At 62.1% G+C, this 26,219-nt stretch carries 22 protein-coding genes and 1 tRNA gene; 14 read left to right on the forward strand and 9 right to left on the reverse strand.

Annotated features, from left to right (window positions below; genetic code table 11):
* Nucleotide 1: 1 nt before the first annotated feature.
* Nucleotides 2-475 carry an acetyl-CoA carboxylase biotin carboxyl carrier protein gene (gene accB, locus HPO_RS03655; RefSeq protein ID WP_035594594.1) on the reverse strand — a complete coding sequence of 158 codons (474 nt, stop codon included), beginning with the start codon at nucleotides 473-475 and terminating at the stop codon, nucleotides 2-4.
* Between the two features lie 5 nt (nucleotides 476-480).
* Nucleotides 481-924 (reverse strand): type II 3-dehydroquinate dehydratase, encoded by a 444-nt coding sequence (gene aroQ, locus HPO_RS03660; RefSeq protein ID WP_035594597.1) that lies wholly within the window; start codon nucleotides 922-924, stop codon nucleotides 481-483.
* 63 nt (nucleotides 925-987) lie between these two features.
* Between aroQ and thiS the strand changes: the two genes are divergently transcribed.
* The 4 genes from thiS to HPO_RS03680 all read left to right on the forward strand — a co-directional run bounded on the left by thiS (nucleotide 988) and on the right by HPO_RS03680 (nucleotide 4,425).
* The gene (gene thiS / locus HPO_RS03665; RefSeq protein ID WP_035594599.1) at nucleotides 988-1,200 is read left to right on the forward strand and encodes a sulfur carrier protein ThiS; all 213 of its coding nucleotides are present in this window, start codon (nucleotides 988-990) and stop codon (nucleotides 1,198-1,200) included.
* A 115-nt stretch (nucleotides 1,201-1,315) separates the two neighbouring features.
* Nucleotides 1,316-2,113: a thiazole synthase gene (locus tag HPO_RS03670; protein ID WP_035594602.1), complete on the forward strand. Its 798-nt coding sequence runs from the start codon at nucleotides 1,316-1,318 to the stop codon at nucleotides 2,111-2,113.
* 22 nt (nucleotides 2,114-2,135) lie between these two features.
* A complete protein-coding gene (locus HPO_RS03675; RefSeq protein ID WP_035594605.1) occupies nucleotides 2,136-2,768 on the forward strand; it encodes an HAD hydrolase-like protein in 633 nt (210 codons plus the stop codon).
* Nucleotides 2,769-2,886: 118 nt separating this feature from the next.
* Nucleotides 2,887-4,425: a leucyl aminopeptidase gene (locus tag HPO_RS03680; protein WP_035594608.1), complete on the forward strand. Its 1,539-nt coding sequence runs from the start codon at nucleotides 2,887-2,889 to the stop codon at nucleotides 4,423-4,425.
* A gap of 76 nt (nucleotides 4,426-4,501) precedes the next feature.
* Here HPO_RS03680 and HPO_RS03685 read toward each other — a convergent pair whose 3' ends face one another.
* Together HPO_RS03685 and HPO_RS03690 are read right to left on the reverse strand one after the other, a co-directional pair.
* Nucleotides 4,502-5,638 (reverse strand): DegT/DnrJ/EryC1/StrS family aminotransferase, encoded by a 1,137-nt coding sequence (locus HPO_RS03685; protein WP_035594611.1) that lies wholly within the window; start codon nucleotides 5,636-5,638, stop codon nucleotides 4,502-4,504.
* A gap of 110 nt (nucleotides 5,639-5,748) precedes the next feature.
* Entirely contained in the window at nucleotides 5,749-6,696 is a 948-nt protein-coding gene (locus tag HPO_RS03690) for an isopenicillin N synthase family dioxygenase (protein WP_035594613.1), read from the reverse strand.
* A gap of 156 nt (nucleotides 6,697-6,852) precedes the next feature.
* Here HPO_RS03690 and HPO_RS03695 point away from each other — a divergent pair, with 156 nt between their 5' ends.
* The 3 genes from HPO_RS03695 to HPO_RS03705 all read left to right on the forward strand — a co-directional run bounded on the left by HPO_RS03695 (nucleotide 6,853) and on the right by HPO_RS03705 (nucleotide 9,317).
* Nucleotides 6,853-8,268 (forward strand): Wzz/FepE/Etk N-terminal domain-containing protein, encoded by a 1,416-nt coding sequence (locus HPO_RS03695; RefSeq protein WP_035594615.1) that lies wholly within the window; start codon nucleotides 6,853-6,855, stop codon nucleotides 8,266-8,268.
* A 78-nt stretch (nucleotides 8,269-8,346) separates the two neighbouring features.
* Nucleotides 8,347-9,054, forward strand: coding sequence for a P-loop NTPase family protein (locus HPO_RS03700; RefSeq protein WP_035594618.1), 708 nt, complete (start codon nucleotides 8,347-8,349; stop codon nucleotides 9,052-9,054).
* 173 nt (nucleotides 9,055-9,227) lie between these two features.
* Nucleotides 9,228-9,317: transfer RNA gene (locus HPO_RS03705), tRNA-Ser, on the forward strand.
* Nucleotides 9,318-9,378: 61 nt separating this feature from the next.
* Here the strand turns inward: HPO_RS03705 and alkB are convergent.
* Both alkB and HPO_RS03715 read right to left on the reverse strand, forming a co-directional pair.
* Complete coding sequence (gene alkB / locus HPO_RS03710; protein ID WP_035594835.1) at nucleotides 9,379-10,029, reverse strand: DNA oxidative demethylase AlkB; 651 nt, start codon at nucleotides 10,027-10,029, stop codon at nucleotides 9,379-9,381.
* A 178-nt stretch (nucleotides 10,030-10,207) separates the two neighbouring features.
* Nucleotides 10,208-12,559: a TonB-dependent receptor gene (locus tag HPO_RS03715; RefSeq protein WP_035594621.1), complete on the reverse strand. Its 2,352-nt coding sequence runs from the start codon at nucleotides 12,557-12,559 to the stop codon at nucleotides 10,208-10,210.
* A 283-nt stretch (nucleotides 12,560-12,842) separates the two neighbouring features.
* On the opposite strand from HPO_RS03715, the gene HPO_RS03720 reads away from it, so the two are divergent.
* Nucleotides 12,843-14,285, forward strand: a complete 1,443-nt coding sequence (locus HPO_RS03720) for an aldehyde dehydrogenase family protein (RefSeq protein WP_206742115.1) — start codon at nucleotides 12,843-12,845, stop codon at nucleotides 14,283-14,285.
* Between the two features lie 7 nt (nucleotides 14,286-14,292).
* Here the strand turns inward: HPO_RS03720 and HPO_RS03725 are convergent, their stop codons facing one another.
* Nucleotides 14,293-15,900: a GMC family oxidoreductase gene (locus HPO_RS03725; RefSeq protein ID WP_035594625.1), complete on the reverse strand. Its 1,608-nt coding sequence runs from the start codon at nucleotides 15,898-15,900 to the stop codon at nucleotides 14,293-14,295.
* A 280-nt stretch (nucleotides 15,901-16,180) separates the two neighbouring features.
* Here HPO_RS03725 and HPO_RS03730 point away from each other — a divergent pair, with 280 nt between their 5' ends.
* The 3 genes from HPO_RS03730 (at nucleotide 16,181) to HPO_RS03740 (ending at nucleotide 19,877) form a co-directional block, all read left to right on the forward strand.
* Nucleotides 16,181-17,659, forward strand: a complete 1,479-nt coding sequence (locus tag HPO_RS03730; RefSeq protein WP_035594628.1) for an AMP-binding protein — start codon at nucleotides 16,181-16,183, stop codon at nucleotides 17,657-17,659.
* Nucleotides 17,660-17,723: 64 nt separating this feature from the next.
* Entirely contained in the window at nucleotides 17,724-18,476 is a 753-nt protein-coding gene (locus HPO_RS03735) for an enoyl-CoA hydratase/isomerase family protein (protein WP_035594838.1), read from the forward strand.
* Nucleotides 18,477-18,554: 78 nt separating this feature from the next.
* The gene (locus tag HPO_RS03740) at nucleotides 18,555-19,877 is read left to right on the forward strand and encodes a spinster family MFS transporter (RefSeq protein WP_051612233.1); all 1,323 of its coding nucleotides are present in this window, start codon (nucleotides 18,555-18,557) and stop codon (nucleotides 19,875-19,877) included.
* Nucleotides 19,878-19,890: 13 nt separating this feature from the next.
* Here HPO_RS03740 and HPO_RS03745 read toward each other — a convergent pair whose 3' ends face one another.
* Complete coding sequence (locus HPO_RS03745; RefSeq protein ID WP_035594630.1) at nucleotides 19,891-20,814, reverse strand: LysR family transcriptional regulator; 924 nt, start codon at nucleotides 20,812-20,814, stop codon at nucleotides 19,891-19,893.
* Between the two features lie 133 nt (nucleotides 20,815-20,947).
* Here HPO_RS03745 and HPO_RS03750 point away from each other — a divergent pair, with 133 nt between their 5' ends.
* The 3 genes from HPO_RS03750 to HPO_RS03760 are packed head-to-tail and all read left to right on the forward strand — an operon-like array spanning nucleotide 20,948 to nucleotide 24,513.
* Nucleotides 20,948-21,853, forward strand: coding sequence for an SDR family NAD(P)-dependent oxidoreductase (locus HPO_RS03750; protein WP_035594633.1), 906 nt, complete (start codon nucleotides 20,948-20,950; stop codon nucleotides 21,851-21,853).
* Nucleotides 21,853-23,316 (forward strand): OB-fold domain-containing protein, encoded by a 1,464-nt coding sequence (locus tag HPO_RS03755; protein ID WP_035594635.1) that lies wholly within the window; start codon nucleotides 21,853-21,855, stop codon nucleotides 23,314-23,316. Before HPO_RS03750 ends, HPO_RS03755 begins: the two co-directional genes overlap by 1 nt.
* Nucleotides 23,317-23,319: 3 nt before the next feature.
* Nucleotides 23,320-24,513 (forward strand): acetyl-CoA acetyltransferase, encoded by a 1,194-nt coding sequence (locus HPO_RS03760; RefSeq protein WP_035594638.1) that lies wholly within the window; start codon nucleotides 23,320-23,322, stop codon nucleotides 24,511-24,513.
* Nucleotides 24,514-24,616: 103 nt separating this feature from the next.
* Here HPO_RS03760 and HPO_RS03765 read toward each other — a convergent pair whose 3' ends face one another.
* A complete protein-coding gene (locus HPO_RS03765) occupies nucleotides 24,617-25,762 on the reverse strand; it encodes an aminotransferase class V-fold PLP-dependent enzyme (protein ID WP_162173998.1) in 1,146 nt (381 codons plus the stop codon).
* Nucleotides 25,763-26,219: the final 457 nt, after the last annotated feature.

The following is a 26,219-nucleotide window of genomic DNA, read 5'->3' on the forward strand; positions in this document are numbered from 1 at the left end:
GCTACTCGATCAGGACCAGGGCTTCGCCAAATTCGACCGGCTGGGCGTTCTCGACATAGATTGCCTTCACGGTGCCTGCGCGGTCTGCCTCGACGGGGTTGAACGTCTTCATGGCTTCGATGAGCATGAGCGTGTCGCCCTTTTTCACCTTGTCGCCAATGGCGATATAAGCCTTGGAGTTCGGGTCGGGAGACAGGTAAACCGTTCCGACCATTGGAGATTTTACGGCATTGTCTGAAGCCGCAGCCGCCGCTGGAGCGGCGGCGGGGGCTGGCGCGGCAAGCGCTGCGGGGGCCTGCATGGCCGCCGGCGCAGCCGGAGCCACGGCCTGAACCATGGTTGGTGCAGCCGGTTTGGAGACCCGCACACGCAGGCCTTCATGCTCGACTTCCAGCTCGCCCAGGTCGGCTTCGCGCAGGATTGCAGCCAGTTCCCGGATCAGGCCGGTGTCCAGCTTGTTCTTGGCAGTACTCATGTTTTTTAGCTCCTCGCCTCTCCCGATAGCCTCAGGGCCGCGCTCAGCGCGAGTTCATATCCATAGGCACCTAGCCCGGCAATTGTACCAACTGCAACAGGCGCCACGTAGTTGACATGCCGGAAAGCCTCGCGCGCGGCGGGGTTCGACAGGTGTACTTCGATCAGCGGAATCTTCAGCGTTTTCAAGGCGTCATGCAGAGCGATCGACGTGTGCGTGTAAGCGGCTGCATTAAGGATCAGAGCCCGGCCCTCACGGGCGGCCTCCTGCACCCAGGACACGAGCTCACCTTCAGAATTCGTCTGACGCGCGACAATTGCCACGTCGCCTGCAAGCGCCCTGAGTCGGGCGTGGATATCTTCGAGCGTATCCCGCCCGTAGATTTCCGGCTCGCGCGTACCCAAAAGGTTGAGGTTCGGCCCGCCGAGGACATATACCGGTTTCGACATGCGCCTTCGTTTGCGCTGTAACGGCCAGCGTGGCAAGAGGGCAACAGTCAGGGAATTTTACGGATGCAGATCACGCTGAACGGTGAGGCGCTCGAGATCGCCCCGGGCACGACGGTTGCGCAGCTTGTCCACCGGATATCCGGCGAGACCGGCCGTGATCCGCGCGGGGTTGCCGTGGAGCGCAATCGCGAGATTGTGCCCAGGTCCGAACATGCCATGACCGTCCTCACCGAGGGGGACAGGCTGGAGATCGTGCAGTTCGTAGGGGGTGGATAAGGGGCGAAAAAAACTCCAACGGTTCCTCCAACGAACGCCCGGATTCCTCCAACAAAACGCCAACCGCAGCGCCCCTACGCGCCCCATTTTGAAGTTCAGTCAGGAGACACGCCCCGTGCCCGACACCGCCGCCCAGAGCCCCGTCAACGACCCGCTGGTGATCGCCGGCAAGACCTATGCCTCGCGCCTGATCGTCGGCACGGGCAAATATGCCTCCTATGAGCAGAATGCCGACGCCGCGCGCGCGGCGGGGGCCGAGATCGTCACCGTGGCGCTGCGCCGGGTGAACCTGTCGAACCCGAACGAGCCGCGCCTGACCGATCATGTGAAGCCGGACGAGTTCACCTATCTGCCCAACACAGCGGGCTGTTACACGGCCGACGAGGCGGTGCGCACGCTGCGCCTGGCGCGCGAGGCGGGGGGCTGGAACCTCGTGAAGCTGGAAGTGCTGGCTGATCAGAAGACGCTTTATCCGAACATGCCGGAGACGCTGAAGGCGGCTGAGGCCCTCATCAAGGATGGCTTCGAGGTGATGGTCTATTGTTCGGACGATCCGGTCTATGCGCGGCTTCTGGAAGAGGCGGGCTGTGTGGCGATCATGCCGCTGGGCAGCCTGATCGGTTCTGGCCTCGGCATCATGAACCCGGTGAACATCCGCCTGATCATTGAGGCCGCGCGCGTGCCGGTGATTGTCGACGCGGGCGTGGGGACGGCATCTGACGCCGCGATTGCGATGGAGCTGGGATGTGACGGTGTGCTGATGAATACGGCCATCGCGCAAGCCAAAGACCCGATCCGCATGGCGCGGGCGATGAAGCATGCCGTGATTGCGGGACGCGAAGCCTATCTGGCTGGCCGGATGCCGAAGAAGCGGTATGCTGATCCGAGTTCGCCGCTGGCGGGGCTGATCTGAGGGGAGTGTGAGGGGGGAGCACATGGCCACAAAACCTGACCTCATCATCTTTGATTTTGATGGCACGCTGGCCGATAGCGTGGGGTTTTTCCGTGAGCTTTTGCCGGAGCTGTCGCAGAAGTTCCGGTTCCGGTTGCCGAGCTTTGAGGAGCAGGAGGCGATGCGGGGGCATCCGCCACGGGAGGTAATGCAGTCTCTGGGCATTCCGGGATGGAAGTTGCCGCTGATCGCCGTGCATGCGCGCAAGCGGGCAAAGGCGGCGGAGACGTTTCCGCTGTTTGAGGGCACGCGGGACCTCTTGGATACACTGATGGCGCGGGGCATTCCTGTGGCGGTGGTATCATCCAATTCCGAAGCCGTTGTGCGCCGGGCACTGGGGCCGGAAATCAGTTCACGGATTTCTGCCTGGAGCTGCGGGGCGGGCATGTTCGGCAAGGCCAAGCATTTCCGCGATGTGATGAAGCGCCTGAAGGCAGACCCGGCGCGGACGCTGGCAGTGGGCGACGAGATCCGCGATATTGATGCGGCGCGGGAAGTGGGCATCCGCTGCGTGGCCGTGAGCTGGGGATTTGCGCCGCGCGAGGCGCTGACCGCCGCGCGGCCAGACCATGCCTTTGGCTGCGGGGAAGACCTCAAGGCTTTTCTGGCCGGCTGAGGCAGCGCTTAGTTGCCCGCGTGCGGAATCTGTTGCGTCCATGCCCCAAAAGGGCTGGACAGGCGGCCAGATTTTTCCGAGGCAAAATGTAATATTAGAACAGAGAAGGACACCGCCCATGAAAATATGGATCACCGCCGCTGTTTCCGCGATGGCGCTGGCGATGCCGGCGCTTGCCGAAGTGCCGGGCATCGATTTTGCCAAGGCGGAACGTCCCGCCAGAGGCGCTGTGGCGCTCCCTGTGGGCAAGGATGGCGCGCTGGAGGGGATTTCCCGCGACGCCGACCGGGCTGCGAAGGGGGCGATTGCCGAGGCCATCAAGACGGCCGGTTTCAAGGGCGCTGCCGGGCAGACGCTCACACTGTACGGCGTTGGCCCCTACGGGGCGGTGCTGCTGGTGGGCACAGGTGAGGGACTGAAATCCGCCACCGACCTGCAGACCTATGGCGCCACAGTGGCCAAGGGGACCGCAGGCTGGACGGCGACAGTGAATGTGGCCGTTCCGGACGCAAAGGATGTGGCCAATGACGCGGCCATTGCTGCGCAGGGCGCGATGCTGGGCGCCTATGATTTCGGCAAATGGGGCAAGGCTGCGCCGGCCAGCGAGCCCAAAGTGACACTCACCTTTCTGGCGCCCGACGCCAATGCCGCGCGGCGCGCTTGGGAAACCGATGCCCGCGCTGTGGCGGAAGGCGTGTTCTTTGCGCGCGATCTCGTCTCCACGCCGTCGAACATCAAGACGCCGGCCTGGTTTGCCGATCAGGTGGTGGAAAAGTTCCAGGGCTTGCCGAATGTGACGGTGACGGTGCTGGACGAGACGCAGATCGAGGCCCTCGGCATGGGCGCGCTTTACGGCACGGGGCAGGGCTCTGTGCGCCCGCCGCGCCTGGTGGCCGTGGAATACAAGGGCGGCACGGCAGGCGAGGCGCCGATTGCGTTCGTCGGCAAAGGCATCACCTTTGATACGGGCGGGATCTCGATCAAGCCGAGCGCCAATATGTGGCGTATGCGGATGGACATGGCCGGGGCGGCGGCATCGGCTGGCGCGGTCCTGACGCTGGCCAAGCGCGAGGCAAAGGTGAACGTGGTGGCGGTTCTTCCGCTGGCGGAGAACATGCCGGATGGCAATGCGATCCGGCCCGGTGATGTGCTGACCTCGATGAGCGGCAAGACCATCGAGATCATGAGCACAGATGCCGAGGGCCGCCTGGTGCTGGCCGATGGCCTCTGGTGGACACAGGAGCAGTACAAGCCGAAGCTGGCCGTGACGATTGCGACGCTGACCGGCGCTGTCGGCGGTGCTCTGGGGTCTGATTATGCGGGCCTGTTCACGAACGACGATGCGCTTGCCCAGAGGTTCCTGGCGGCGGCGGATGCGTCGGGTGAGGGGCTTTGGCGCCTGCCGGTGCATCCCAATACGTTCAAGGCGATCCGCAGCGATGTGGCAGACGTGAAGAATGGCGGCGAGGGCGCGCCGGGCGCCTCGGTGGGCGCGGCGTTCATCATGGAGTGGGTGAAGGAAGAGACGCCCTTCGTTCACCTCGATATTGCGTCGATGGCCTGGCAGAACTCGGGCAATGCTGTCGACCCGAAGGGCGCGGTTGGCTATGGCGTGCGCCTGTTCGACGAGCTGTCGCGCACCTACGAAACCAAGTAATCCACTGGCGGAATAAAATGGTGAGCCCCGGCTGGACGAATATCCGGCCGGGGCTTCGCTTTAGGGGGGGCAGGGTTCAGGCGGCGATGCCTTTGGCGATGCGGCGCATCAGGAAGGTGGGATACTCCAGCCCCATATTGACGACGCAGGTGCGGTCCAGAATATCCAGCGTGCGGGCGCACATATCCGGGGTATAGGTGATCTCACGCTTGGCCCAGGCCCAGGGGCTCATCTTCGGATGGAAGGTGCGTTTGGAGAGAATGGGTTCCCAGTTGGTATAGATGTGCTTGGAGCTGTCGCGCAGGCGGTTCCAGATGCCTTTGCGTTCCTGCAGCGCGACAGCGGCCTCGACGGTGGGCGCAACCAGGGTGAGGCTGACGGCGCTGTCTGCGTCGTTGTGGGGCGTGAGCTGATAATCCGTGCCTGTGGCGAGGATTTCCGCCATGGCGGCGCGGCGTTTGCGCTTGCGCTCGAGCATGGGGACAACCTTTCGCAGCTGCACACGCGCCATCGCGCTCTGGATCTCGTTGACCTTCATGTTGACGCCGACGAAGGCAGGCTCGTTGTAGCGTTCCTCATGGCCGCGGATCATCGCGCCGAGATCGTGATAGGAACGGGCGCGGGCGTAATATTGGTCGTCATTGGTGAGGACGGCGCCGCCCTCGCCAATGTTGACGTTCTTCATCTTGTTGAAGCTGAAGGCGCCGAGATGGCCGATGGTGCCCAGGGCGCGGCCCTTATAGGTGATGCCGACGGATTGGCAGGCGTCTTCGATGACGATCAGGCCGTGCTTCTTCGCAATCGCCATGATCGCGTCCATGTCGCAGGGGGCGTTGCCCATATGCACGGGGATGATGGCGCGGGTGTAGGGGGTGATCTTCCGCTCGATGTCTTCCGGATCGATGGTGAGGGACTCGTCGATGTCCACCAGGATCGGAACCGCGCCGACCATGACGGGCGCAGCCGCCGTTGCCATCCAGGTATAGGCCGGCACCAGGACTTCATCGCCTGGGCCGATGCCGGCAGCAGCGAGGGCAGCGATCAGCGCGCCGGTGCCGGACGTGACGGCCAGGCTGTGGCGGGCGCCTGTCAGCCGGCAGAGGTCCTGCTCGAACTCGTCGGTGAAGTGAGCCTTTTCGGAATAGCGCGTGAGTTGGCCCTCCGCGATCGCGCGTCCGGCGGCGATCCATTCGCAGATACCCATAGCTGGCATTTCGGCGCCTCCCAGATTGGCTCAGGCCATCCAGGGGACACTCAATTTATGTGCCAGAGGGCAAGTTTGGGAACGTCGGGTGGATTGGGCCCCCCGGGGAGGCCCGGTCTTCAGCTGCGTTCCTTGACCAGGCCGATCTCGCGCAGGCGCTCCATCAGGAAGTCCTGAGCGGTGATGGGAGGTTGTGCCTTGCCCCCTTCGGCGAGACAGCCGGGGAGGGCTTCAATCAGAAAATCCTGATTGAAATGAAGGAAGAAGGGCGTGGAGTAACGCGGGAACCGGGAGCGTTCGGGGGCCGGATTGACCACCCGGTGTGTGGTGGATGGCAGGATGCCGCCAGTGTAGCGCTGAAGCATGTCGCCGCAATTGATCACGAGCGCGCCGGGGGGCGGGTTGACCGCCAGCCAGGCACCAGAGCGGTGTTTCACTTCGAGACCGGCTTCCTCAGCGCCGAGGAGCAGGGTGATGACGTTGATGTCTTCATGTGCGCCAGCGCGGACCGAACCTTCCGGCGGCGGGTTCATCTGCGGGGGATAATGCAGCAGACGCAAAATGGAGTTACCGAAGTTAACCTTGTCGTCAAACCAGGTTTCCGGAAGGTTCAGATGCAGCGCGACACCTTTGAGGAGATCAGCGCCAAAATCATCCAGGGCGGCATAAAGGGCGCGGGTCGCCCGGTCGAAGTCTGCCACTTCGGCGACGCTGGGGGTATCCTTCATGGTGGTCCGGTAGGGCGAGCCGGGGGGAAGGTCGCGGCCGGTATGCCAGAACTCTTTCAGGTCGGCCTGTGCCTGGCCTTTGGCGTTTTCCGTGCCGAAGGGGGTGTAGCCGCGCTGGCGCCCGCCGGGAGCATCGTGATATTTTTCCTTCACATCCTCGGAGAGGGCGAAAAACGCCTTGGTGGCGGCAAGGTTTGCATCAATCACGGGCTGGGCCACGGGGTGGCCGGTGATGACGGCAAAGCCTGTTTCCCGGAAGGATTTTCCGAGCTTGTCCGCGAAGGCGGCCTTGTCGGTGTGCCACAGGGGGTAGGGGATGGGTTCGAAATATTGGGTCATGGAGAAAGTCTGCCAGAAGTAGCGCCGCGCCGATAGATGGCGGCCTGACGCGGGGGATTCCAGCCTCCCTCTACAGTTCCTTGATGCTTAACGAAATCTCAAACGCGCCATGGCATCTGTGACAGGTTGAGTACCCGCAGGGAGCGGCGCGAACCCATGTCCCCAGCCGATGCCGGCCAACCTGAAGCGCGGGCAGCGCAGCCGCGCTTGCGGCCACGCCTGGGCGCAGGGGATGTGTTGGTGCATCTGTGGCGGGCGAAATGGCTGATGCTGCTGGTGTTTCTGCCGCTGTTCGCGCTTGGCCTGTTTGCGGCACTGATGCTGCCCGAACGCTATGTGGCGCAGGCGCGGGTACTGGTTTTTCCGCCAACCGAGCGCGCGGACGCGGAGAGCGCCGCCCGGTCCGAAATCGAGCTGATGCGCAGCCCGGTGGTGGCGCGCGCGGCACTTGAGAAGGGGACCCTGGCGCGGGCTTATCCGGCACTTGCCGCCCAATGCGGCCGGAAGGACTGCGCCCGTATCGGCGCGGACCTTCTGGCGGATAATCTTCAGACGGAAGTTTTACCGGGGGGAAGGGCCGTCAGGCTGCAATTTGGCCATGCTGATCCTGAAATGGCCGCGGTCCTGCTCAACGCCCTGACGCGCGCTTATCTCGATTATCGCCCGGCGGTGCTGGGGGAAGAGCCTGCCCTCAGTTTTGGCGCCCAACGTGAACGGTTTGAACGCGAGGTAGCCGACGCCGAAACGGCGATCCGGACCTATCTTGCGCAGAACGGTCTGACCGGGCTCGAAACCGAACGGAGCACACAGCAGCGCCTGTATGAGGCTGCGAGCCTCGAGTTGATGATGGCGGGGGCCCAGAAAGCGCAGCTTGAGGCAGAGCTGGCAAGCTACCGGCGGAAACTTGCCGGGCTGCCGGCCGACCAGGTGATGTATACGGAAGACACCGCGCAACAGCGCCTGCAGGAACTTTACGTTCAGCGCGAAGAGTTGCGGGCCCGGCTGGCGCCCAATGCCCTGGCGCTGCGCGATCTGGACAACCGTATCGAGAGGATCGAGGGGCTGGTGGCGGCGCAGGGGGATACGGCGAGTGCTGCGCGCCGCGGGCCTGATCCGCTGTATCAGGAGGTTCGGTTGGCCATTGCGCGGCTTGAGGCAGAAGTCCAGGCGGCAGCCCGTCAGCAGGCGGAGCTGCATGCGCAGATCGCCAGCCTTGAGGCGCGGGATCAACACTTGCGGGAACTGGCACCAGGGCTGGCAGAATTGGTTCGCCGGCGGGATGTAGCGGCCGATGCGGCGCGCCAGTTTGGCGCCCGGGCCGCCGAAGCGCGGGCGCGCAGTGATCTTGCCCGGGAGGGCGCTGGAGATGTCCGCCTTGTAGAGAGCGCGGCGGTGCCAATGCGGGGGGAAAGTCTGCGGATTCCCGCTTCCTTCGCTGCGTTTCTCCTGGCGGCGCTGGCCGCGCTTGGCGCCGGCCTGGCGCATGCGTTCAGCCGCCGGGGCTTTGCCACGGCTGCCGCCCTGGAGCGGACAGTGGGACTGCCCGTGCTTGCCACCGTCCGTCCGCGCTGAGCGCCGGCGAGCGATTTTCCTAAAGACGCATTAACCATCGCATGCTAGCGCTCCTGCGAGAAGAAGCGAAGGCAAGTCATGCGCGATCTGCGGCAGGATCTTTCCGGCCTCTGGCAGGCCGCAACGCGGATCACCCCGCGCGCGGGTGGCCGCGTGCTGATGTTCATGTCGGCCCGGGAAGGGGAAGGCACGAGCAGTGTTGCTGCTTCCTTTGCCCTGATGGCCGCCGCCCGGGCTGCCCGCATGACGTGGCTGATTGATCTCGATCTGCGCGAGAACCCTCTTTATACGGCCTTTTCAAAAGGAGTTCTGAGTGGCGTGGGCCGGCCGGGGCATCCGCTGGATGCCTCCCTTGGAGTGGAGCAGATTTACTCTGTCTCCGGATCAGAAAAGGTGCCAGCCCTGACAAAGCTGCTGACAGCGCATCAGATTGATGGTCTGCGCCTTCTGGTGACGCGCTTTCGGAATGAGCGGCTGTCGCCGGGGCACAGTGTGCGCATGCTGGCGGCGCCCGGCTGGTGGGGGGCGCTGCGGCGCAGTGCGGACTGGGCCATCATCGATGCGCCATCGCTTTCGCGTTCTGCGGCGGGGCTGATCTATGCGCCTTTGACCGATGGGGTGGTGCTGGTGGTGCAGGCCGAAACGGTGGGCGCAGACGAGGTGGAGGACCTGCGCGCCGCCGTTGAAGCGGCGGGGGGGAATGTGATCGGGGTCGTCATGAACCGGTTGAAATCTGGCCGGGCACGTGCCGGTAATCAGCGAATGGGGGGCTGGCGGGCCTTTTGAGGCGCCGGGCAGGCCTGTGGAATTACAGGCTGGCGGCCGGGGCTCCGGAGGGGACATGCCGTTTTCTTCTGCCTTATTGGGGCGTCTGGCGACTTTTCCGGCCCGATGGCGCCCAATCACCGCAATTCAGACTTGCCCCAATTCCCCCTCATCTATAGGGAATTCCGAGCGCTGGAGAGGTGGCCGAGTGGCTGAAGGCGCGCCCCTGCTAAGGGCGTATACGTTAACGCGTATCGAGGGTTCGAATCCCTTCCTCTCCGCCACTTTTCTGGGAAAGTATTTCAAGGGTTCTCACATTTCATCTGTACCGCGTGTAGCCTTGCCTTAGAGGGCTCGGCGGAAGGTCAGATTTAGTCTTGCCCGCCCGACCTTCGGATGTTCGCCGTCTTTCAGGATCGGGACACCGTGATAGCAGAGGCGCGAGGGGCCGCCCCAAACGGCGACATCGCCATGGCGGAGTGCATATTTCTTGATTGGGTCGGCGCGCTTCAATCCCCCGAACTGGAAAATTGTGGGTAGCCCGAGGGACACAGAGACAATGGGATTGGCTAAGTCGCGCTCGTTCCTGTCCTGATGAAGCGACAGCCTTGCGCCAGGCTCATAGCGGTTGATGAGGCATGCATCGGGGCGGAACTTACAATATCCCGCCTCGGCCGCGGCTGAGACCGCAAGCGCGATGAAACTGCCGGGCATCGGAGGCCATGGTTTTCCGGTTTCCGGGTCAATTGCATCATAGCGATAGCCCTGGCGATTAGTCACCCAGCCCGCCTGACCGCAATTCGTCATCGCGACGGACATCACGTGGCCGCCTGGCGTGATCATCCTGCGGAAGGGTGATAGTTGGGCAACTTCCCGGACCGCGGCGAGCAGATCTTCCTCGAGATGCCGTGCGAAGCCGCGCAGAATGACTGCTCCCTCAGCCATTTCCTCGCGCGTCGTCTGGTTAGGTTCCTCTCCTCCGAACAGGTCTATCATCATCTTTGTCTCCCTGGTGAGCCGAAGGATGCAGGAGAGGCCTATAGCACGCCAGCGGCCCAGCAGAGGGCAATATTTGTACAGCGTTTCTCCCGCCTCAACTTCCAGGACAAGGCAGCAAAAAAAGTTCAGCAGGCGGCCCTGGGCCACCTGCTGATCAGGAGAGGAGGCGGGAGCCTCAGAATGAGCGGGACAGGGAAATGCCGAAGCTCCGCGGCGCGCCGGTGTACCGCCGGATCACATCAGAGGTGCGCGCAACGTTGTTCCAATAGTATTCGTCCGTGAGGTTTCGGACAAACACGCTTGCCTGCCACGCACCATCCGCCGCTTCGATACCAGCGCGGGCATCAACCACCGTATACGCATCAATATCAAGACGCGGGTCGTCTCCGAAGCCGGATGTTGTCGCACTGCGATAATTGGCGTTCACGCCTGCGAACGCATTGAGACCCGAAGTGATGGGGGTTGCGTACTGTCCGTCAAAGACCAGCTGATATTTTGGTGTGTAAGGGAACGCATCGCCCTTGAAGTTTGCCGCCAGGCCGAGGATGCTGAAATTGTTGAAATCCTCGGTGACTTCGGAGTCTATATACGTGCCCGCCAGGGTGAGCGTGAGGCCTTCGAGTGGGAAGACGTTGGCCTGAAGCTCTGCGCCACGGATTTCCGATTTGGGCACATTCACAAGGCCGGGCAGCACTCCGAGAATAGTGGGCAGGCGTCCTTGCAGCTGCTTGTCTTCATACTCATAGGCAAACACGGCGCCCGTGGCTTCGATCAGGTTACGGACGAGAGGGGCTTTGAAGCCGGCTTCATAGGCAAGAACCGATTCCTGCGTAACAGGAGCGAGTTCGGATTGTTCGATTGCCGGGATGGTGGGCGAGCTTCCGGTCTTGTAGCCCTTGCTGATGTTAGCATAGAGCAGCACGCCGTCTGCCGGGGTCCAGTCGAGCCCAGCACGCCAGGAGACGTTGTCTTCGTTCAGCTTGTCCCGGCGGAAGCCCGGCGTCAGCGTCTGATCAACCGAAACGCAATCGCCCACACCAATGACTACCGGCGCCAGACCGGCGCGGCCGCGGATCACATTGACCAGTGTACCGTAAGTGGCGGCCGACGTGGGGCTGCCGGCTGCCGCGCACCCAACCGAGGTAAGTTCAACCTCCGTATACCGCACACCTGCGTGTGCGGTGACCGTCGAGGTGAGGTCGTAGTCCAGATTGGCAAAGATCGCGGACGTGTCAAATGTCTGGTCCCCGATCAGGCGGACTGCATCGGTGCGCATACCCGGGATCGTGGAGTAGGAGCTGGTTGTGTAGGGAAATTCGAACAGATCGTCTTCGCTTGATTTGTCCCGGGAGTAGTTTCCACCAAGCACCACATTGCTCCGCTCTCCCTGCCAAGCCAGGCGCAGTTCTTGGGAAAAGGAAGACAGTTCCCCGGCGACTTCGGTAAGCGAGGCTTTGGCCGATGTTCCGTCCTGATCGACGAGCTGGTCGACGTCCATTGCGGAGTAAGCGGTCAGCGAGGTCAGCGTGAGGCTTGGCGACAGGTCATAGTCTGCCCGCACGGAGGCCTGCCAGAAGCTGTTGTCCTTTTTCAGCGCTTCGCCCTCGTCCCAGTCTGCAATGCGGTTGTCTGACGGGGCGACGGGATAGTTCGCCACAATCGGAACCTGGCTGATATAGGCCGGCGCCGAGTAGATCGTATCGATCCGCTGGGCAGCCTGGGTTTCGGAATTGTCGACGAAGCCGTTGAGATTGATCAGCAGCGAGAGGTTTTCTGCAGCCTGCCAGTCAAACTGCAGGCGTCCCTGATAGAAGCTCTTGGCGCCAAGCGTATCATCGCGTGTGAGGCTCTCCTGCCATCCGTCGCTCACAAGGGCGCGTGCGGAGAAACGGGCATTGAGCGTATCCGAAAGCGGCGCGTTGACGTGGCCTGTTGCGTCCAGCGTGTTGAAGCTGGAATAGCTTGCCGCGATTTTTCCCGACATATCGGAGCGGGGCTTGGCAGCGATGTAGTTGATGGCGCCGCCGGTGGAGTTCTGGCCGAAGAGTGTGCCTTGCGGCCCTTTCAGAACCTCTACCCGGTCGAGGTCAAATGCGGCGCCCTGGGCCATGATCGAGAAAGGCAGCGACACTTCATCCTGATACACGGCAACGGTTGGCCGTGAGCCGAGCGTCGTGTCAAAGAAGCCGACGCCGCGCAGCGAATAAACCGGAACGCTGGCACCGCTTTCAACATAGCTGAGGCCGGGCGTGAACTTCACCAGAGACTCGATATCGCTCACGCCGCGTGCGGTCAGCTGATCGCCGGACAGGGCAGTGATCGACATTGGCACTTCGTTCAGCGATTGTTCGCGCTTCTGCGCGGTGACAACGATGGTGCCGAGCGTGCGGGCCGTTTCTTCGCTCGCTGGCGCGGCTGTTTCTACGGTTTCCGGCGGGGAACTGGCTTCCTGCGCGAATGCAGGGGCGGCCAGGGCCATGACAGCGCTGGTGCTCAGAAGAATAGTCCGAATACAGATCTTATGCATTCTAATTGCCTCCCTGCGGACGTCGTCTGTGCCACGTCCTTGTTGATCTTTCCCGATCTGGTGAATTCCCGGCTGCCAATCGTCAAATTCTTTTCTGGGCGCTTCTATTCTTTCTGGGAATATTGCCGCGAGACAGAAATGCACTGCGGGAATAGGTGGTGCCTGATATGAATTGGTTCATTCCCGGACCGAATTGGTAAGAGGACGGGCAAAAGCAAAGTGCGGGAAGGGACAAGCGAGGATGTTGGAAGACCGACGGCTTTCGGAAGAAACGCGTCAGCGGATGAGCCGGCCATTCCAGATGCTCATCGGCGGAAAGTGGTGCGATAGCAGTTCGGGCAGAACACTCGCGGTGCTCAATCCGGCGACAGGCGAGCAGATTGCCGTCATCCCGGAAGGCGATGCGGGTGATGTGGATTTGGCCGTCGAGGCTGCAACCGCGGCGTTTGTGCGCAAGTTGTGGAGCGGGCTCGCGCCGGGCAGGAGATCAGCCATTCTATGGCGTGCAGCTGACCTGATAGACCAGCGCGCGCGTGAGCTGGCCGAGCTGGAAACGCTTGATAATGGCAAGCCCCTGACCGCCGCGCTCGGCATGGATTTACCCATGGCGGCGAGCGTTTTCAGATACTGGGCGGGATGGTGCACCAAGATAGCGGGCACGGCGCCCGTCGTGGACCTCCCGGGCGATTTCGCTGCGATGACGGTCAAGGAGCCTGTTGGTGTCGTGGGCCTGATCGTTCCGTGGAACTTTCCGCTGCTGAACGCTGCGGTCAAACTCGGGCCTGCGCTCGCAGCAGGCTGTACAGTTGTGCTGAAGCCGGCCGAGCAGGCTTCGCTGACGACCCTGTGTCTGGGGGAAATTCTTCTGGAGGCCGGTGTTCCCCCGGGCGCGGTGAACATCGTGACAGGGCTGGGGGCAGTGGCAGGCGCCCGCATTGCAGAGCATCCGGGCATTGCAAAGATATCATTCACAGGCTCGACGGCTGTTGGCAAACAGCTGATCGCTGCCTCCCAGGGCAACCTGAAACGCCTGACCCTGGAGCTTGGCGGAAAATCGCCCGCGATCGTGTTGCCGGATGCGGACCTCAGCCGTGCGGTCCCGGCGGTAGCGAACGGCATTTTCCGGAATGCGGGGCAGATCTGTGCGGCGGCGTCCCGGCTGCTGGTGCATCGCAGCCTGTTTGATCAGACGGTTGAGGGCATCGTGCAGCTGGCGCGGCAGCATGTGCTGGGCGACGGGCTGGACCCGTCTACAACCCTCGGCCCGGTAATATCGCAGGCGCAGTTCCGGCGTGTGCTGGGGATGATCGAGGACGCGCGGCAGGCAGGTGGCGATATCATTACAGGCGGCGGCGCTGTCGAGCGGCCCGGATACTTTGTTGAGCCAACCGTCATTGCCGGCGTTTCTGCGACAAAGGGAATTGCCGTAGACGAAGTGTTCGGCCCCGTGCTTGTGGCGCTGCCATTTGATGATGCCGAGGAGGCTGTCCAACTGGCCAACACAACCGAGTATGGGCTTTCGGCGAGCATCTGGACACGGGATATCGGACAGGCCCATCGTCTTGCCCGCGCTGTTCATGCCGGGACGGTTACGATCAATTCCGGGATGATTGCCGGCCCCGGGCTGCCATTTGGCGGGTTCAAACAATCAGGATGGGGGCGCGAAGGCGGCGCTGAAGGTCTCGATGCCTATCTGGAAACCAAGACCATCGTGACCAGCTTCTGAGGTTTGGTCAGCGCCCGGCCCGAATGAAATCTGCGGCCCGTTCGCCGATCATCACGGCCGGCGCATTTGTGTGCCCCCCGATCAGGGACGGCATCACGGAAGCGTCAGCCACGCGCAGGTTTTCGGTGCCGTGAACTCGAAGCTCCGGACTGACGACGGCTACGGATGGGTCGGTGCCCATCCGGCATGTCCCGACGGGATGCTGCGCCGTGACGACCGTTGAGCGGATGTAGGCGTCCAATGCCGCATCACTCTCAATGTCCTTGCCCGGAAATATTTCATCGCCGGCAAATTCCGAGAGTGGCGCGGTGCGCACCAGATCCCGGAACCAGCGAATGTTATAGCGGAGGCGGTCGATGTCCTCCTGCGCCTGCAGAATGTTGAGCCGGATGACCGGCGTGGCTTCGGGATCGGCAGAGCGCAATGTGACGCTGCCGGTGCTGGAAGGATGCAGCACCACGTTCAAATTGGTGAGCACTTCAGGCTTTGGACTGACGATTCCCGGAAACCAGACGCGCGCATCCAGCGCCGTGGGCATGACGATGTTTTCAAGGTCAGGCCGCTCGAGGCCGGGTTGGGATTTGTGGTAGATGATGGCCGAGAGCGGAACGGTGGATGGGAAGCCCCTACCCGTGAGCATCCAGCCAAGCCCCGACAATGCCAGCCGATCGGCCCGGATCTTTCCGGAAAAGCCAAGAGGTTGACGGGCCTGGAAGCCCATGGCGGCGAGCGGGTGCTCCTTCAGGTTCTGGCCGACGCCCGGAAGATCGAGCACCGGAGTTACACCGGCCCGGCGCAGGTCGTCACCGCGTCCGATACCGGAGAGCATGAGGAGGTGGGGGGAGGCATAGGCGCCGCCGCACAGAATGGCTTCCTGCCCGACGGCAACCCGCTGTGGGACGTTGTTCCGGACATATTCGATGTGGGTGACCCGCCCTCGATCCAGGACAAGCCGGGTGACCCGGGCAGAGGTGATGATCGTCAGGTTGGGGCGACTGCGGGCGGGATTCAGAAAAGCCTGGGAGGCGCTCGCCCTTTTGCCGCTCGCGGTTGTCAGATCGGGGAGGCCGACGCCCTCAGGCTGTTCCCCCTCGAAATCGTCGGTGACGGGCAGCCCTGCAGCCTGTCCGGCTGACTTGAGCGCGCGGGTGAGCGGCGTATCTGCGTCCGGCCGCGAGACGCCCAGGGGACCATCTGCTCCATGCCAGTGGGAAGCCCCGCGCCAATTTGATTCCGATTTCCGGAAGAAGGGCAGAACCTCTTCATAGGCCCATCCGGTTGCTCCCATTTGCGCCCATTGGTCATAATCGCGCGGATGCCCCCGGGAGTACATCATCCCATTGACCGAAGAGGAGCCACCGAGAACCTTGCCCCGGGCTGCCGGAATGGAGCGGTCCCGCGCCCACGGTTCGGGCTCCGTTTTCAGTCCCCAGTCGTAGAGATTGGTCATGCGCAACAGCCGGAACGCCAGCGGCATTTTCAGGAAGAGGTTATTGTCGCCCGGCCCGGCTTCCAGAAGCAGAACCCGCGCGCCAGGGTCTTCACTCAACCGCGCAGCCACCACGCAGCCTGCAGAGCCGCCCCCTGCCACGACAAAATCAAAGCCATCAACCATCAGGCGCCCTTTCCGGTCAGCGTGTCCCCGGTGCGCCGGGAAACGGTGTGATCTCAGCGTTTAGGTCCCGGCTGGCCGCTGCCAAGTCAAACAACCTTTTCGGCAGGCCCATTCCTGCGGCGCATACCGGGTCGCGCGCAGTCTGTCATTCCTCTGGCTCATGAAGGCAGAGAGCAATGAATTAGTAGAAATCTGAAGACCCGCTCTAGACTCCGGAAAAATAAATTGCCCGATGCGGCCGGACGTCGCCGGACATCGGGTATGGGAGCACACAGCAGGCATGAGCAGACAGGTTCCGCTAAGCGACATTCTGGCAGTGCACGCTGCCCGCGACCCTGAACATCCTGCAGTAACCCAGGATGGGGTAACGCTGACACGGGCGCAGCTTGATGCGCGCTCCAGCCAGCGGGCGCGTAATCTTGCCCGGGAAGGCGTCGGCTATGGGGATACGATCCTTCTGGCGCTTCCCAACTCGCTTGCCTTTTTCGAATACACCTTCGCGATCTGGAAACTCGGCGCGATCCCGTGTCCGGTGTCCCCGCGTTTGCCACACCATGAACTTGCCGCGCTGGCCGGACTGGCAAAGCCAGCGGTGGTCATCGGGGCGCAGATCGAAGGTTTCCGGTGCCTGAAGGTGGAGGATCCTTTCGAGGCCGATGAAAGTATTGATCTGCCGGATAGCCCTGTCTCGCGCCATTGGAAGATCATGACCAGCGGGGGATCAACCGGCAGGCCCAAGCTGATCGTTACCCAGGCGAAGGCCGTGTTCCCGGCAGAGGGAACCGGATATCTTGGGCAGGAGCCGGAAGGAACTATCCTGAGCCCGGGCCCGCTCTATCACAATGCAGCTTTCAGCGCGGCGCATCATTGCCTCTTTTCGGGCGGACACGTCGTCTGCATGGGACGCTTTGATGCCGAGCAGGCCCTTCGCCTGATAGATCAGTACAAGGTGCATCATGTCGTGGTTGTTCCCACGGTCATGAGCCGCATATGGCGTCTGCCGCAGGAAGTGCGCGACAGGTATGACCTCTCCAGCTTGAAGACGGTGGTGCATCTTGGGGCCGCCTGTCCGCCCTGGCTGAAGCAGGCCTGGATCGGGTGGATCGGGCCGGAGCGCCTGCTGGAGGTTTATGCTGGAACGGAAGGTATCGGCTCAACCGCTATCCGGGGGGATGAATGGCTCAGCCGGCCCGGATCTGTCGGCAGGCCAACGCCGGGTGTGCGGCTGCGGATTGCCGATGCCTCGGGGAATACGTGCGTACCCGGAGAGATTGGCGAGATACAGTTCCAGGCTGGCGAGGAAGGGTGTCTGGGCTTTCAGTATATCGGCGCCGTAGCCGGGGTGAGCGATGGCTGGATTTCGCTGGGGGATCTGGGGCATGTTGATGCCGACGGGTATCTCTATATTTCCGACCGGCGGACGGACATGATTGTTTCGGGCGGGGTGAATCTGTTCCCGGCCGAGATCGAGGCGGCGCTCGACCGGCATCCTGGCGTGCGCGCGAGTGTTGTCATTGGTTTGCCCGACGATGATCTGGGCAACCGGGCCCATGCCATCATTCAGACCGATCCCGGAGGGCCGGTGCCTGGGGCCAAGGAGCTTGTCGCATTTCTCCGCGAGACACTCGCCGGATTCAAGATTCCCAAGACGTTCGAATTCACGACGCGTGAGCTGAAGGATGAGGCTGGCAAGGTGCGCCGTTCGGCCCTGCGGGCAGAAAGGATCGGCCCTGCCGCCGCGAACGAGGCTGGCCGCTGAGAGCGGCGCTGGACACGGAGTATTCATGACGCGCATCTACCTAGGAGAGAGCAACGCCATGCCGTTGTCTGACCATACTGTTTCTTTTCAACGGTCTGGCGCGGTGGCGCTGATCGAGTTTTCCCGTCCGCCGGCAAACTTTTTCAGCGCGGCGCTGCTGGCCGAGATTGTTGCCGCATTCGAGCGGGCCGATGCCGACCCTGATGTGCGTGCGATCGTGCTCGCTTCGGAGGGAAAAAACTTCTGCGCCGGCGCGGACCTGGCTGGAGAGGACAATGACCCGTTCGAGCTCTACGATCAGGCCGAACGTCTCTTTGCTATTCGCAAGCCAAGTGTTGCGGCTGTGCAGGGCGCCGCGATCGGAGGGGGGCTGGGACTTGCGCTGGCGGCTGATTTCCGTGTCGTTACGACGGGAACGCGTCTATCTGCCAACTTCGTCAAGCTGGGGATGCATCCTGGATTTGCGATGACGGCGACGCTGCCCCGGCTCGTGGGGGATCAGTGCGCCGCACTGCTGTTCCTCACAGCGCGGCGCGTGAGCGGCGAAGAAGCGGTGAATATGGGGTTGGCTGATATCATGGCCCCGTCAGAGGATCTGCTCAACGCAGCGCTCGCTCTCGCCGGGGAGATCGCGGAGAATGCGCCCCTCGCGGTGGAGGCGACGCGCGCCACGCTTCGCAGGGAGTTTTCTCAGCACGTGCGGCGCCATACGTCTGAGGAAGCGCGCCGTCAGCTGCAGCTGAAACGAACCGAGGATTTTGCCGAGGGGGTCGCGGCGGTCAATGCGCGGCGGCCGGGCAACTGGAAGCGCCGGTGACGGATTACCCTAAACAACTCCCTATCTGCTGACTGTGTCTTGAGCACAGAGGCAGCCACCCTTCGAGAGGCCAAAGCTGTGAACACTCCCGTAGTATCCGCTCCAACGGATGAGGCCGCCAGCACCCGGTACCGATACATCGTCGTCTTCGTGCTGGCCTTTGCCTACATGCTCAACTATCTCGACCGGCAGATCCTTTCGGTTCTGGCTGAACCGGTCAAACAGGATCTCGGCCTCTCGGACACTCAGCTGGGGATGCTGACGGGCTTGATGTTTGCCTTGTTCTACACGGTCTTTGGCATTCCGATCGGTGCGCTTGCAGACAGATGGAACCGTGTGCGGATTATTGCGATATCCTGTGGCATCTGGAGTGTGTTTACGGCGCTGTCGGGCCTGGCCACAAACTTTGTTACACTCGCCCTGGCCCGGATCGGGGTCGGGGTTGGAGAAGCGGGCTGTTCGCCGCCTTCCTATTCGATCATCTCCGACTACTTTCCCCCCGAGCGGCGGGGCGGCGCGCTGGCACTTTATGTGCTGGGGGTGCCTGCCGGCAGCCTGATCGGCACCATGGCGGCTGGCTGGATCGCGGTGGAGTATGGCTGGCGGAGTGCGTTTATTCTCGTCGGCCTGCTGGGCGTGTTGTTTGCACCCATTATCGTCTGGGCCGTGCGGGAACCTGTGAGGGGCCGCTATGACAACCCGGAAAAGGGCGGCGCGCAGGACACAGGCCAGAAAGCAGGGTTCTTCGAGGCGTTTCTGTTCTTCTGGAAATCCCCGACGCTTGTGCTCAACGCCATCGCGGCGGGCGCCACATCCTTTGTCAGTTACGGTCTCATGAACTGGGCGCCGGCTTTCCTGATCCGGGTCAGGGGGATGGAGCTCTCTGAGATCGCGCTCTATTACAGTGTGGCTCTGACGGGCGCTTTGGTTCTCGGCGCATGGCTTGGCAGTGTCATCTCCGACCGCTTTGGCGCGAAAAACCCGATCTGGTATTCGCTGCTGCCAGGGGCGGGGCTATTGGTGTCTACACCCTTCATATTCGGATTTACCTCTGTGGCAGCCTGGCCGGTTGCCATGGCTTTCCTGATCGTGCCGCTGGTGCTCAAATCCGTCTATCTCGTTCCTGCGCTCGCCCTGTTGCAGAACCGGTCGCCAGCGCGCTACCGGGCAACGGCCAGCGCGGTGATGCTGTTCCTCCTCAACCTTATCGGACTGGGTTGTGGCCCGTTATTCGTCGGTATGATGAGTGACTATCTGGAACCGCGTTATGGCGTGATGGCGCTGGGCTACTCGCTGAACTGGCTGGCACCGTTCATGGTACTCGCTTTCCTGCTGCAGTGCGCGACTGCGCTCAGCATGGTGCGGGATCGCCGCCGCAATGCAAACGCCGGCCACGCCTGACTATCAGCGCGGATCAGCTCTGCGCGATATGACTTTGTTCAGAGACCGCCGCCTCGCTATCCTTCATGGCGCGGATGAAAGCGCGGACAGCCGGTTTGGGCTCCCACCGCTTGCGGGTTGCGCAACACATGACGGACGGGGGGAGCATGTCGCTGAGTTCGAGAATGGCAAACCGCTCCTGGAAACTGCGGCTCTGGGCGTAGATTGCAGACGTGATGCCGATGGCGTCAGAACGCTCGACGATGCGTTTGACGGCTGGAAAGTAATCAACCGTATGCACACAATGCTGCCAGTCCAGGCCCCGGTCTTCGAATAGTTTCCGGATGGCAACGCCATAGGGTCTGCCTTCTGACGGGCTGATATAGGGGTAGTCGGTCACATCCCGAAGCGACAGGGACGGGCGGCTGAGGAGCGGATGCCCCTGCCGGACAAAATGCACCGAGCGCACCGGGGCAATCGGCTCGCGCCGGATATCTGGCCAGTCGGCGAAGGCAGCGTCAAAGCCCAGGGCCACATCAATCGCTCCCGTTCTGAGAAGCTGGACGGTGCGTTCAAAGGTGGAGCCGGAAATGTCAAACCGGATGGACGCATGGCGGCGCAGGAGGAGATTGAGGGCCGGAACCAGGCGCCACTCGATGGAGGCAGGGCCGACGCCGATACGCAGGGCGCCCGCCAGATGGTCAGTCGTTTTTCCCGGCCGCTGCAGAAGCTCCTTGGTGTCTTCCAGCAGGCGGGAGGCGCGGTCCACAAAATCCCGGCCTTCCTCAGTAAGGAATGAGCCCCGCGAGGTTCTGTGGAAGATTGCATACCCAATCTGCTGTTCGAGATCCGCAATGCTCTTGGTGATCGCTGACTGGGTGACGCCAGCATCTTCCGCGGCCGCCGTAAAGGAACCGTTCCGGGCCACGGCCACTACGTATTTCAGCCTGGCATCCATGCAGTGACATTCCCTCCAATCATGATGTCGCCAGATAATGAATTTGACGAACGTTCGCGTCAAGTGAGACCCACGGTGGGCAAAACAACACACAAAGGGCCGCCGCCTGTGCGGCAGCTGTCTCAGGGTAGAAATGCTGGAAGATAAAGTCGTCATCGTCACCGGGGCCGGCCGGGGGATCGGCCGGGCCATAGCCCGGCTCTGCGCTGCAGAGGGCGCGCGGGTCGTCGTCAATGATTTGGGCGGAGATCCCGCCGGGCGTGGCGCGGATGCAAGCCCAGCTGAAACGGTCGTGGACGAAATCCGTGCCGCAGGTGGGCACGCGGTCGCCAATACGGGCAGTGTCGCTACGCAGGCGGGCGCCGCTTCAATCGTGCAGGCTGCAATTGACGCGTTTGGACGGGTGGACGCGGTCGTCAACAATGCGGGCTTTCTGCGGGACGCGATGTTCCACAAGCTGTCTCCTCAGGACTGGGCCGATGTGCTGGACGTGCATCTCAATGGCACCTTCCTCGTTTCCCGCGCTGCCGCGCCGTATTTCCGGGCGCAGCAGTCAGGTACCTTTGTCCACTTCACCTCCACAACAGCGCTTTTGGGAAATCGGGGGCAGGCCAATTATGCGGCGGCAAAGTCCGGCGTCTTGGGGCTGTCTTATGCCATTGCCCTGGACATGGAGCGCTTCGGGGTGCGCTCCAACTGCATCGCACCGACAGCATGGACGCGCCTGGTTGGCACTGTGGCAACTGAGAGTGAGGCGGACCAGAAGCGGCTGGAGGCCGTTCGCGCAATGACGCCGGAGAAGATCGCGCCCCTGGTTGCCTATCTCTGCACGGACAGGTCCGCCGCGATTACCGGGCAGACGTTTGGTATACGGAAGGATGAAATTTTTTTATACAGCCGCCCGAAGATATTGCGGACGATGCACAATGCCAACGGCTGGACGCTCGATTCTCTGGACGCGCAGCTGGTGCCAGGCTTTCGCGGTAGTTTCGAGCCTCTACACACGACTCCTGATACAATCGCCTGGGAGCCTCTATGATGGCTGGCATACTGTCCTATGGAAGTTACCTGCCGATGCGCCGCTTGCCGCGGCAGGTGATCGCCGATGCTACAAGCTGGTTCAACGGCGCCCTCTCAGGCCTTGGGCGCGGGGAACGCAGCGTTGCCAACTGGGACGAAGACACTTTGACGATGGCAGTGGAAGCCTGCCGGAATTGCCTGCCGGAAGCCGGCCGCGATGCCATTGGCCAGCTGGTTCTTGCTTCGACAACACTGCCTTTTGCGGATCGCCAGAATGCGGGCATCGCGAAAGAAGCATTGTTGCTGAGCGACCGCACGCATACGCTCGACATAACCGGTTCGCAAAGGGGGGGCACGTCGGGCCTGATTGCGGCCCTCGAGGCAACTGTATCTGGCAAGACCACGCTGCTGGCGGCCGCTGACCGGCGCCACGCGCCGGCTGCTTCTGCGGCACAGATGATCAATGGCGACGCGGGCGCAGCGCTGCTTGTCGGCCCGGGCGAACCGCTGGCGGAACTCGTCTGTGCCCGTTCTATGTCTGTAGATTTCGTAGACCGGTTCCGGGCGAGTGACGCACGCCACGATTACGAGTGGGAAGGGCGTTGGATACGCGAAGAAGGCTATATGAGCCTTGTGACCCAACTGGTGACTGAGACCCTGGGCGAAGCCGGGCTTCGCGCAGAGGAGGTTGATCATTTCCTGTTTGAAACGCCGATGCCGGGCGTAGAGGCCCGGCTGGCAAAAGCTTTGGGCATTCGCGCGGGCGCAGTGGCCCGGCCCCTGTTCCTTGAGGTAGGCTACACCGGTTGCGCCCATCCATTGCTGCAACTGGCCGCAACGCTGGAGCGGGCCACTGCGGGGGAGGTTATCTGTCTTGTGGGGTTCGGTCAGGGCTGTGACGTGCTGCTCCTGCGCGTGACCGCCGCCAATGATGGCCGCAAGCCGGCAGCGAGATTTCAGGACCAGTTGGCACGGCGCAAGGTGGAAACCAACTATACGCGTTTTCTGTATTTTTCTGGAGAGTTGGAATTTGAAGAGGGCATGCGGGCGGAGCTGGATATCAAGACCCCGCCTTCGATGCTCTATCGCGACCGCAAGACGATTCTGGGGCTAGTTGGGGGAAAATGCCGTGAGACCGGCGTGGTGCAATATCCGCGGTCTGATGTGTCAGTGGCCGGTAATGCCCGCACGCGCGGCACGCAGGAAGATTATCCGCTCGCAGACCGAATTGCCCGTGTGCGGTCATTTACTGCAGACTACCTTGCCTATTCACCGGATCCGCCGAGCTGTTACGGTATTGTAGAGTTCGAGGGGGGCGGGCGGATGATTGCGGATTTTACTGACCTGCCGGAGCCTTCCCTGGAAGTGGGGCAGGCCGTCAGGATGGTTTTCAGATTAAAGCGCACAGACCAGCGCGGCTTCCGCCACTATTTCTGGAAGGCCGTGCCGGTCACCGATCAGAACACCGGAAGGCAGGATTGAACCATGGCAAGCGGCATCAGAGACAAGGTAGCCATTCTGGGAATGGGGTGCAGCCGGTTTGGGGAGCGCTGGGATACGGATGGGCCGTCGCTGATCGTTGAAGCGTTTCAGGAAGCCATCGCGGATGCCGATATTGATCCGGGAGAGCTGCAGGCTGGATGGTTCGGACATGCCGGGAATGCGGTCGGACCAGGTGCCGTGCCGCTGGCCCTTGCGCTCAGATTGCACAATATTCCCGTGACGCGGGTGGAGAATGCCTGTGCTACCGGCACAGAGGCCCTTAGAGGCGCCGCTTATGCAGTCGCCAGCGGGGCGTGTGACTTTGCCTTTGCGCTGGGTGTCGAGAAGCTGAAGGATTCCGGGTACGGAGGGCTTCCGGGAGGATCGCGAGGGCCATTCTACGACGCCACGAATGCCAACATGACAGCGCCGGGAACCTTTGCGCAACTTGCTTCAGGCTACCGGGCCCGTCACGGCATGGCAGCAGACGACCTGAAGCGGGCGATGGCCCATGTCTCCGTCAAAAGCCATGCGAACGCGACCTTGAACCCGAAAGCCCATCTGCGAACACCGATCACGATGGAGCGGGCTGTAAACGCACCCCTCGTGGCGGCGCCGTTGGGGCTTTTTGACTGTTGTGGCGTGTCGGATGGGGCAGCTTGCGCCATCGTAACACGGCCGGAAATCGCCCGCGCTCTGGGCAAGAAAGACATCGTCACCATAAAGGCGCTGCAACTGGCCGCAACAGGAGGCTGGGAAGCGCAGGGGGCGGGCTGGGACTATAGCTATGTTCCGACGACGCGCGCGGCCGCGGCGAGGGCTTACAGTGAGGCTGGCATATCCGATCCCGCGCGCGACATCGGACTTACGGAAGTGCATGACTGTTTCTCGATCACGGAACTGGTGACAATGGAGGACCTCGGCCTGAGCAAGGACGGCGCGGCCTGGCGCGATGTTCTGGACGGTCGGTTCGATGCAGACGGCCAAATCCCCTGCCAGATTGATGGCGGTCTGAAATGCTTCGGGCATCCGATCGGTGCGACAGGGATCCGAATGGTCTATGAAAACTACCTCCAGCTTTTGGGGCGGGCTGGCGAACGCCAGGTCAGCAAAGATATCGGGTTCGCACTCTCTCATAATCTGGGCGGGGCACCCTTTCACAACATCTGCTCTATCGCGATCGTGGGACGGGGTTGAGCCCTCTTGAGTGCGGCTCGCCGCTCCGCAGGAACCGCCTCAGGCAGCGTCTCGTGAGCATTGTGAGGGTACACACACCAGCCAAGAGCCTATGCTCATCTGGTCATGCAATCTCCCTGACGCGCCGCAGTACGGCCTCTATTTCCGATGGGGAGTTGCGGATGCTTGGTGTCAGGCGGGCATGGGGCACTGCATAGGGCGCCGCTGAAGCTATTATGCGATGATGGCGCAGACGTTCGACAGTCTCGCGCGCGGATTGCCCTTCGATATCGAAAGAGACGATACCGGCAGAGAAGGCGCGGTCCAGGGGCGTATGGACAGTCACGCCGGGGATGGAGGCAAGCCCTTCCTTGAGCTGGGAAGCGAGCGCGTGGGTGCGATCGGCAACCGCCGCCTTTCCGATCTCCATTTGCCACGCAACGGCGGCTGGCACCGCGAGCTTGTGCTCGAACGCCTGAAAGCCGCCGGGCGTCATGCGTTCCGCATTGTTGTCCCGGACCTCATCATCGTCCAGAATCCACGCATCGAAAGCGCCGCTATTTTCAATGAAACTAGGGACCGACGGGACCAGCATTTCATAGCCTTTTGACCCTGCCGCAATAAAGCCGGTGCCGCGCGGGCCAAACAGCCATTTGTGGCAACCCGACATGAAGAAATCACATCCCAGATCGGAGAGTTCAAAATCCTCGACGCCAAATCCGTGTACCCCGTCTATTCCGACGAGGATCTGGCGTGAAGCTGGCCGGCTGGCGTTCAGATCTGCGATGGCGCTGGTAATTGCATGGACTGGCAGCTTGTAACCGGTGCTGGAATGCACCCATGTGAGCGCGACGAGCCGTGTCGCATTGCTGACGCCGGAAAGTATTCGGGCAACAGCCTCTTCTTCAGTAAGGGTAGGTGGGCGGTCGTAAAGCGGCACAGTGCGGACGATGGCGCCATATCGGGACGTCATCTGACGGAGGGCTTCGAAGGTGACGTAATAATCCTGCTCGGTGGTCAGCACCTCGTCGCCTGGAGCGAGCACCAATCCGTTGTAAGTTATGCCTACGGCATTCGTCGTACTGTTGGTGAGGGCGATCCTGTCTGTTCGTGTTCCGAGATAGGTGGCGATTGCTTCGCGAGCGGCTGACAGGCCAGGCCGCATATGTTCTTCCAGATAAATGACGGGATTGCGGTCAAGGCCGTTGCGATGCTCCTCGATGGCGTTTCGAACGGGCGCGGGATGGGACGCCAGCAGCATGGCGCTCATATGAATAAAATCCGTATCAAGATTGAAATCGGAACGGATACGGTCCCATACATCCGCAGCGGGCCCAGAATTTTGATCGGGCAGGTCTGTACGGGCATCCGGCGCGGGTGCGCTTTGGTGCGGACTGTCCGGGTTCTGGCCGGAACCGCAGGCAGCAGCCAATCCTGTCAGCGCAATTCCTGTTCCTGCTCTCAGGACGCTCCGCCGGCTTACCACCATCAGATCCGAACTTTCTCGCCTATTTGGAAATCATGTGGGTTCCAACCGCTGTTAGCGACATAAGTTCCGCGCGATCCCAAAATGAAGGGAGTCGTTAATGAAGGGAGTCGTTGTTGAGGGGCGCGCTTTGGGGGGAACTTCCGGCCACTTTTTTCGTTAGCCACGTATCGTTGAGCGGATTGTATGCATGACGCTCGCTCATTTCGCCTTTCCCGACTGTTGCGGGTCATGGAGGGCG

The organism is Hyphomonas polymorpha PS728, assembly GCF_000685315.1.
In the GTDB taxonomy this organism is placed as follows: Bacteria; Pseudomonadota; Alphaproteobacteria; order Caulobacterales; family Hyphomonadaceae; genus Hyphomonas; species Hyphomonas polymorpha.

What these genes read in the sequence shown, in the direction of transcription:
- HPO_RS03685 (WP_035594611.1), bottom strand. Translation starts at nt 5,638, where the DNA reads ATGCCAGCTATGGGTATCTGCGAATGGATCGCCGCCGGACGCGCGATC.
- alkB (WP_035594835.1), bottom strand. Translation starts at nt 10,029, where the DNA reads ATGATAGACCTGTTCGGAGGAGAGGAACCTAACCAGACGACGCGCGAG.
- HPO_RS03755 (WP_035594635.1), top strand. Translation starts at nt 21,853, where the DNA reads ATGGCTGGCATACTGTCCTATGGAAGTTACCTGCCGATGCGCCGCTTG.
- accB (WP_035594594.1), bottom strand. Translation starts at nt 475, where the DNA reads ATGAGTACTGCCAAGAACAAGCTGGACACCGGCCTGATCCGGGAACTG.
- HPO_RS03750 (WP_035594633.1), top strand. Translation starts at nt 20,948, where the DNA reads ATGCTGGAAGATAAAGTCGTCATCGTCACCGGGGCCGGCCGGGGGATC.
- HPO_RS03680 (WP_035594608.1), top strand. Translation starts at nt 2,887, where the DNA reads ATGAAAATATGGATCACCGCCGCTGTTTCCGCGATGGCGCTGGCGATG.
- aroQ (WP_035594597.1), bottom strand. Translation starts at nt 924, where the DNA reads ATGTCGAAACCGGTATATGTCCTCGGCGGGCCGAACCTCAACCTTTTG.
- HPO_RS03700 (WP_035594618.1), top strand. Translation starts at nt 8,347, where the DNA reads ATGCGCGATCTGCGGCAGGATCTTTCCGGCCTCTGGCAGGCCGCAACG.
- HPO_RS03745 (WP_035594630.1), bottom strand. Translation starts at nt 20,814, where the DNA reads ATGGATGCCAGGCTGAAATACGTAGTGGCCGTGGCCCGGAACGGTTCC.
- HPO_RS03695 (WP_035594615.1), top strand. Translation starts at nt 6,853, where the DNA reads ATGTCCCCAGCCGATGCCGGCCAACCTGAAGCGCGGGCAGCGCAGCCG.
- thiS (WP_035594599.1), top strand. Translation starts at nt 988, where the DNA reads ATGCAGATCACGCTGAACGGTGAGGCGCTCGAGATCGCCCCGGGCACG.
- HPO_RS03765 (WP_162173998.1), bottom strand. Translation starts at nt 25,762, where the DNA reads ATGAGCGCCATGCTGCTGGCGTCCCATCCCGCGCCCGTTCGAAACGCC.
- HPO_RS03690 (WP_035594613.1), bottom strand. Translation starts at nt 6,696, where the DNA reads ATGACCCAATATTTCGAACCCATCCCCTACCCCCTGTGGCACACCGAC.
- HPO_RS03715 (WP_035594621.1), bottom strand. Translation starts at nt 12,559, where the DNA reads ATGCATAAGATCTGTATTCGGACTATTCTTCTGAGCACCAGCGCTGTC.
- HPO_RS03725 (WP_035594625.1), bottom strand. Translation starts at nt 15,900, where the DNA reads ATGGTTGATGGCTTTGATTTTGTCGTGGCAGGGGGCGGCTCTGCAGGC.
- HPO_RS03760 (WP_035594638.1), top strand. Translation starts at nt 23,320, where the DNA reads ATGGCAAGCGGCATCAGAGACAAGGTAGCCATTCTGGGAATGGGGTGC.
- HPO_RS03675 (WP_035594605.1), top strand. Translation starts at nt 2,136, where the DNA reads ATGGCCACAAAACCTGACCTCATCATCTTTGATTTTGATGGCACGCTG.
- HPO_RS03720 (WP_206742115.1), top strand. Translation starts at nt 12,843, where the DNA reads ATGAGCCGGCCATTCCAGATGCTCATCGGCGGAAAGTGGTGCGATAGC.
- HPO_RS03730 (WP_035594628.1), top strand. Translation starts at nt 16,181, where the DNA reads ATGAGCAGACAGGTTCCGCTAAGCGACATTCTGGCAGTGCACGCTGCC.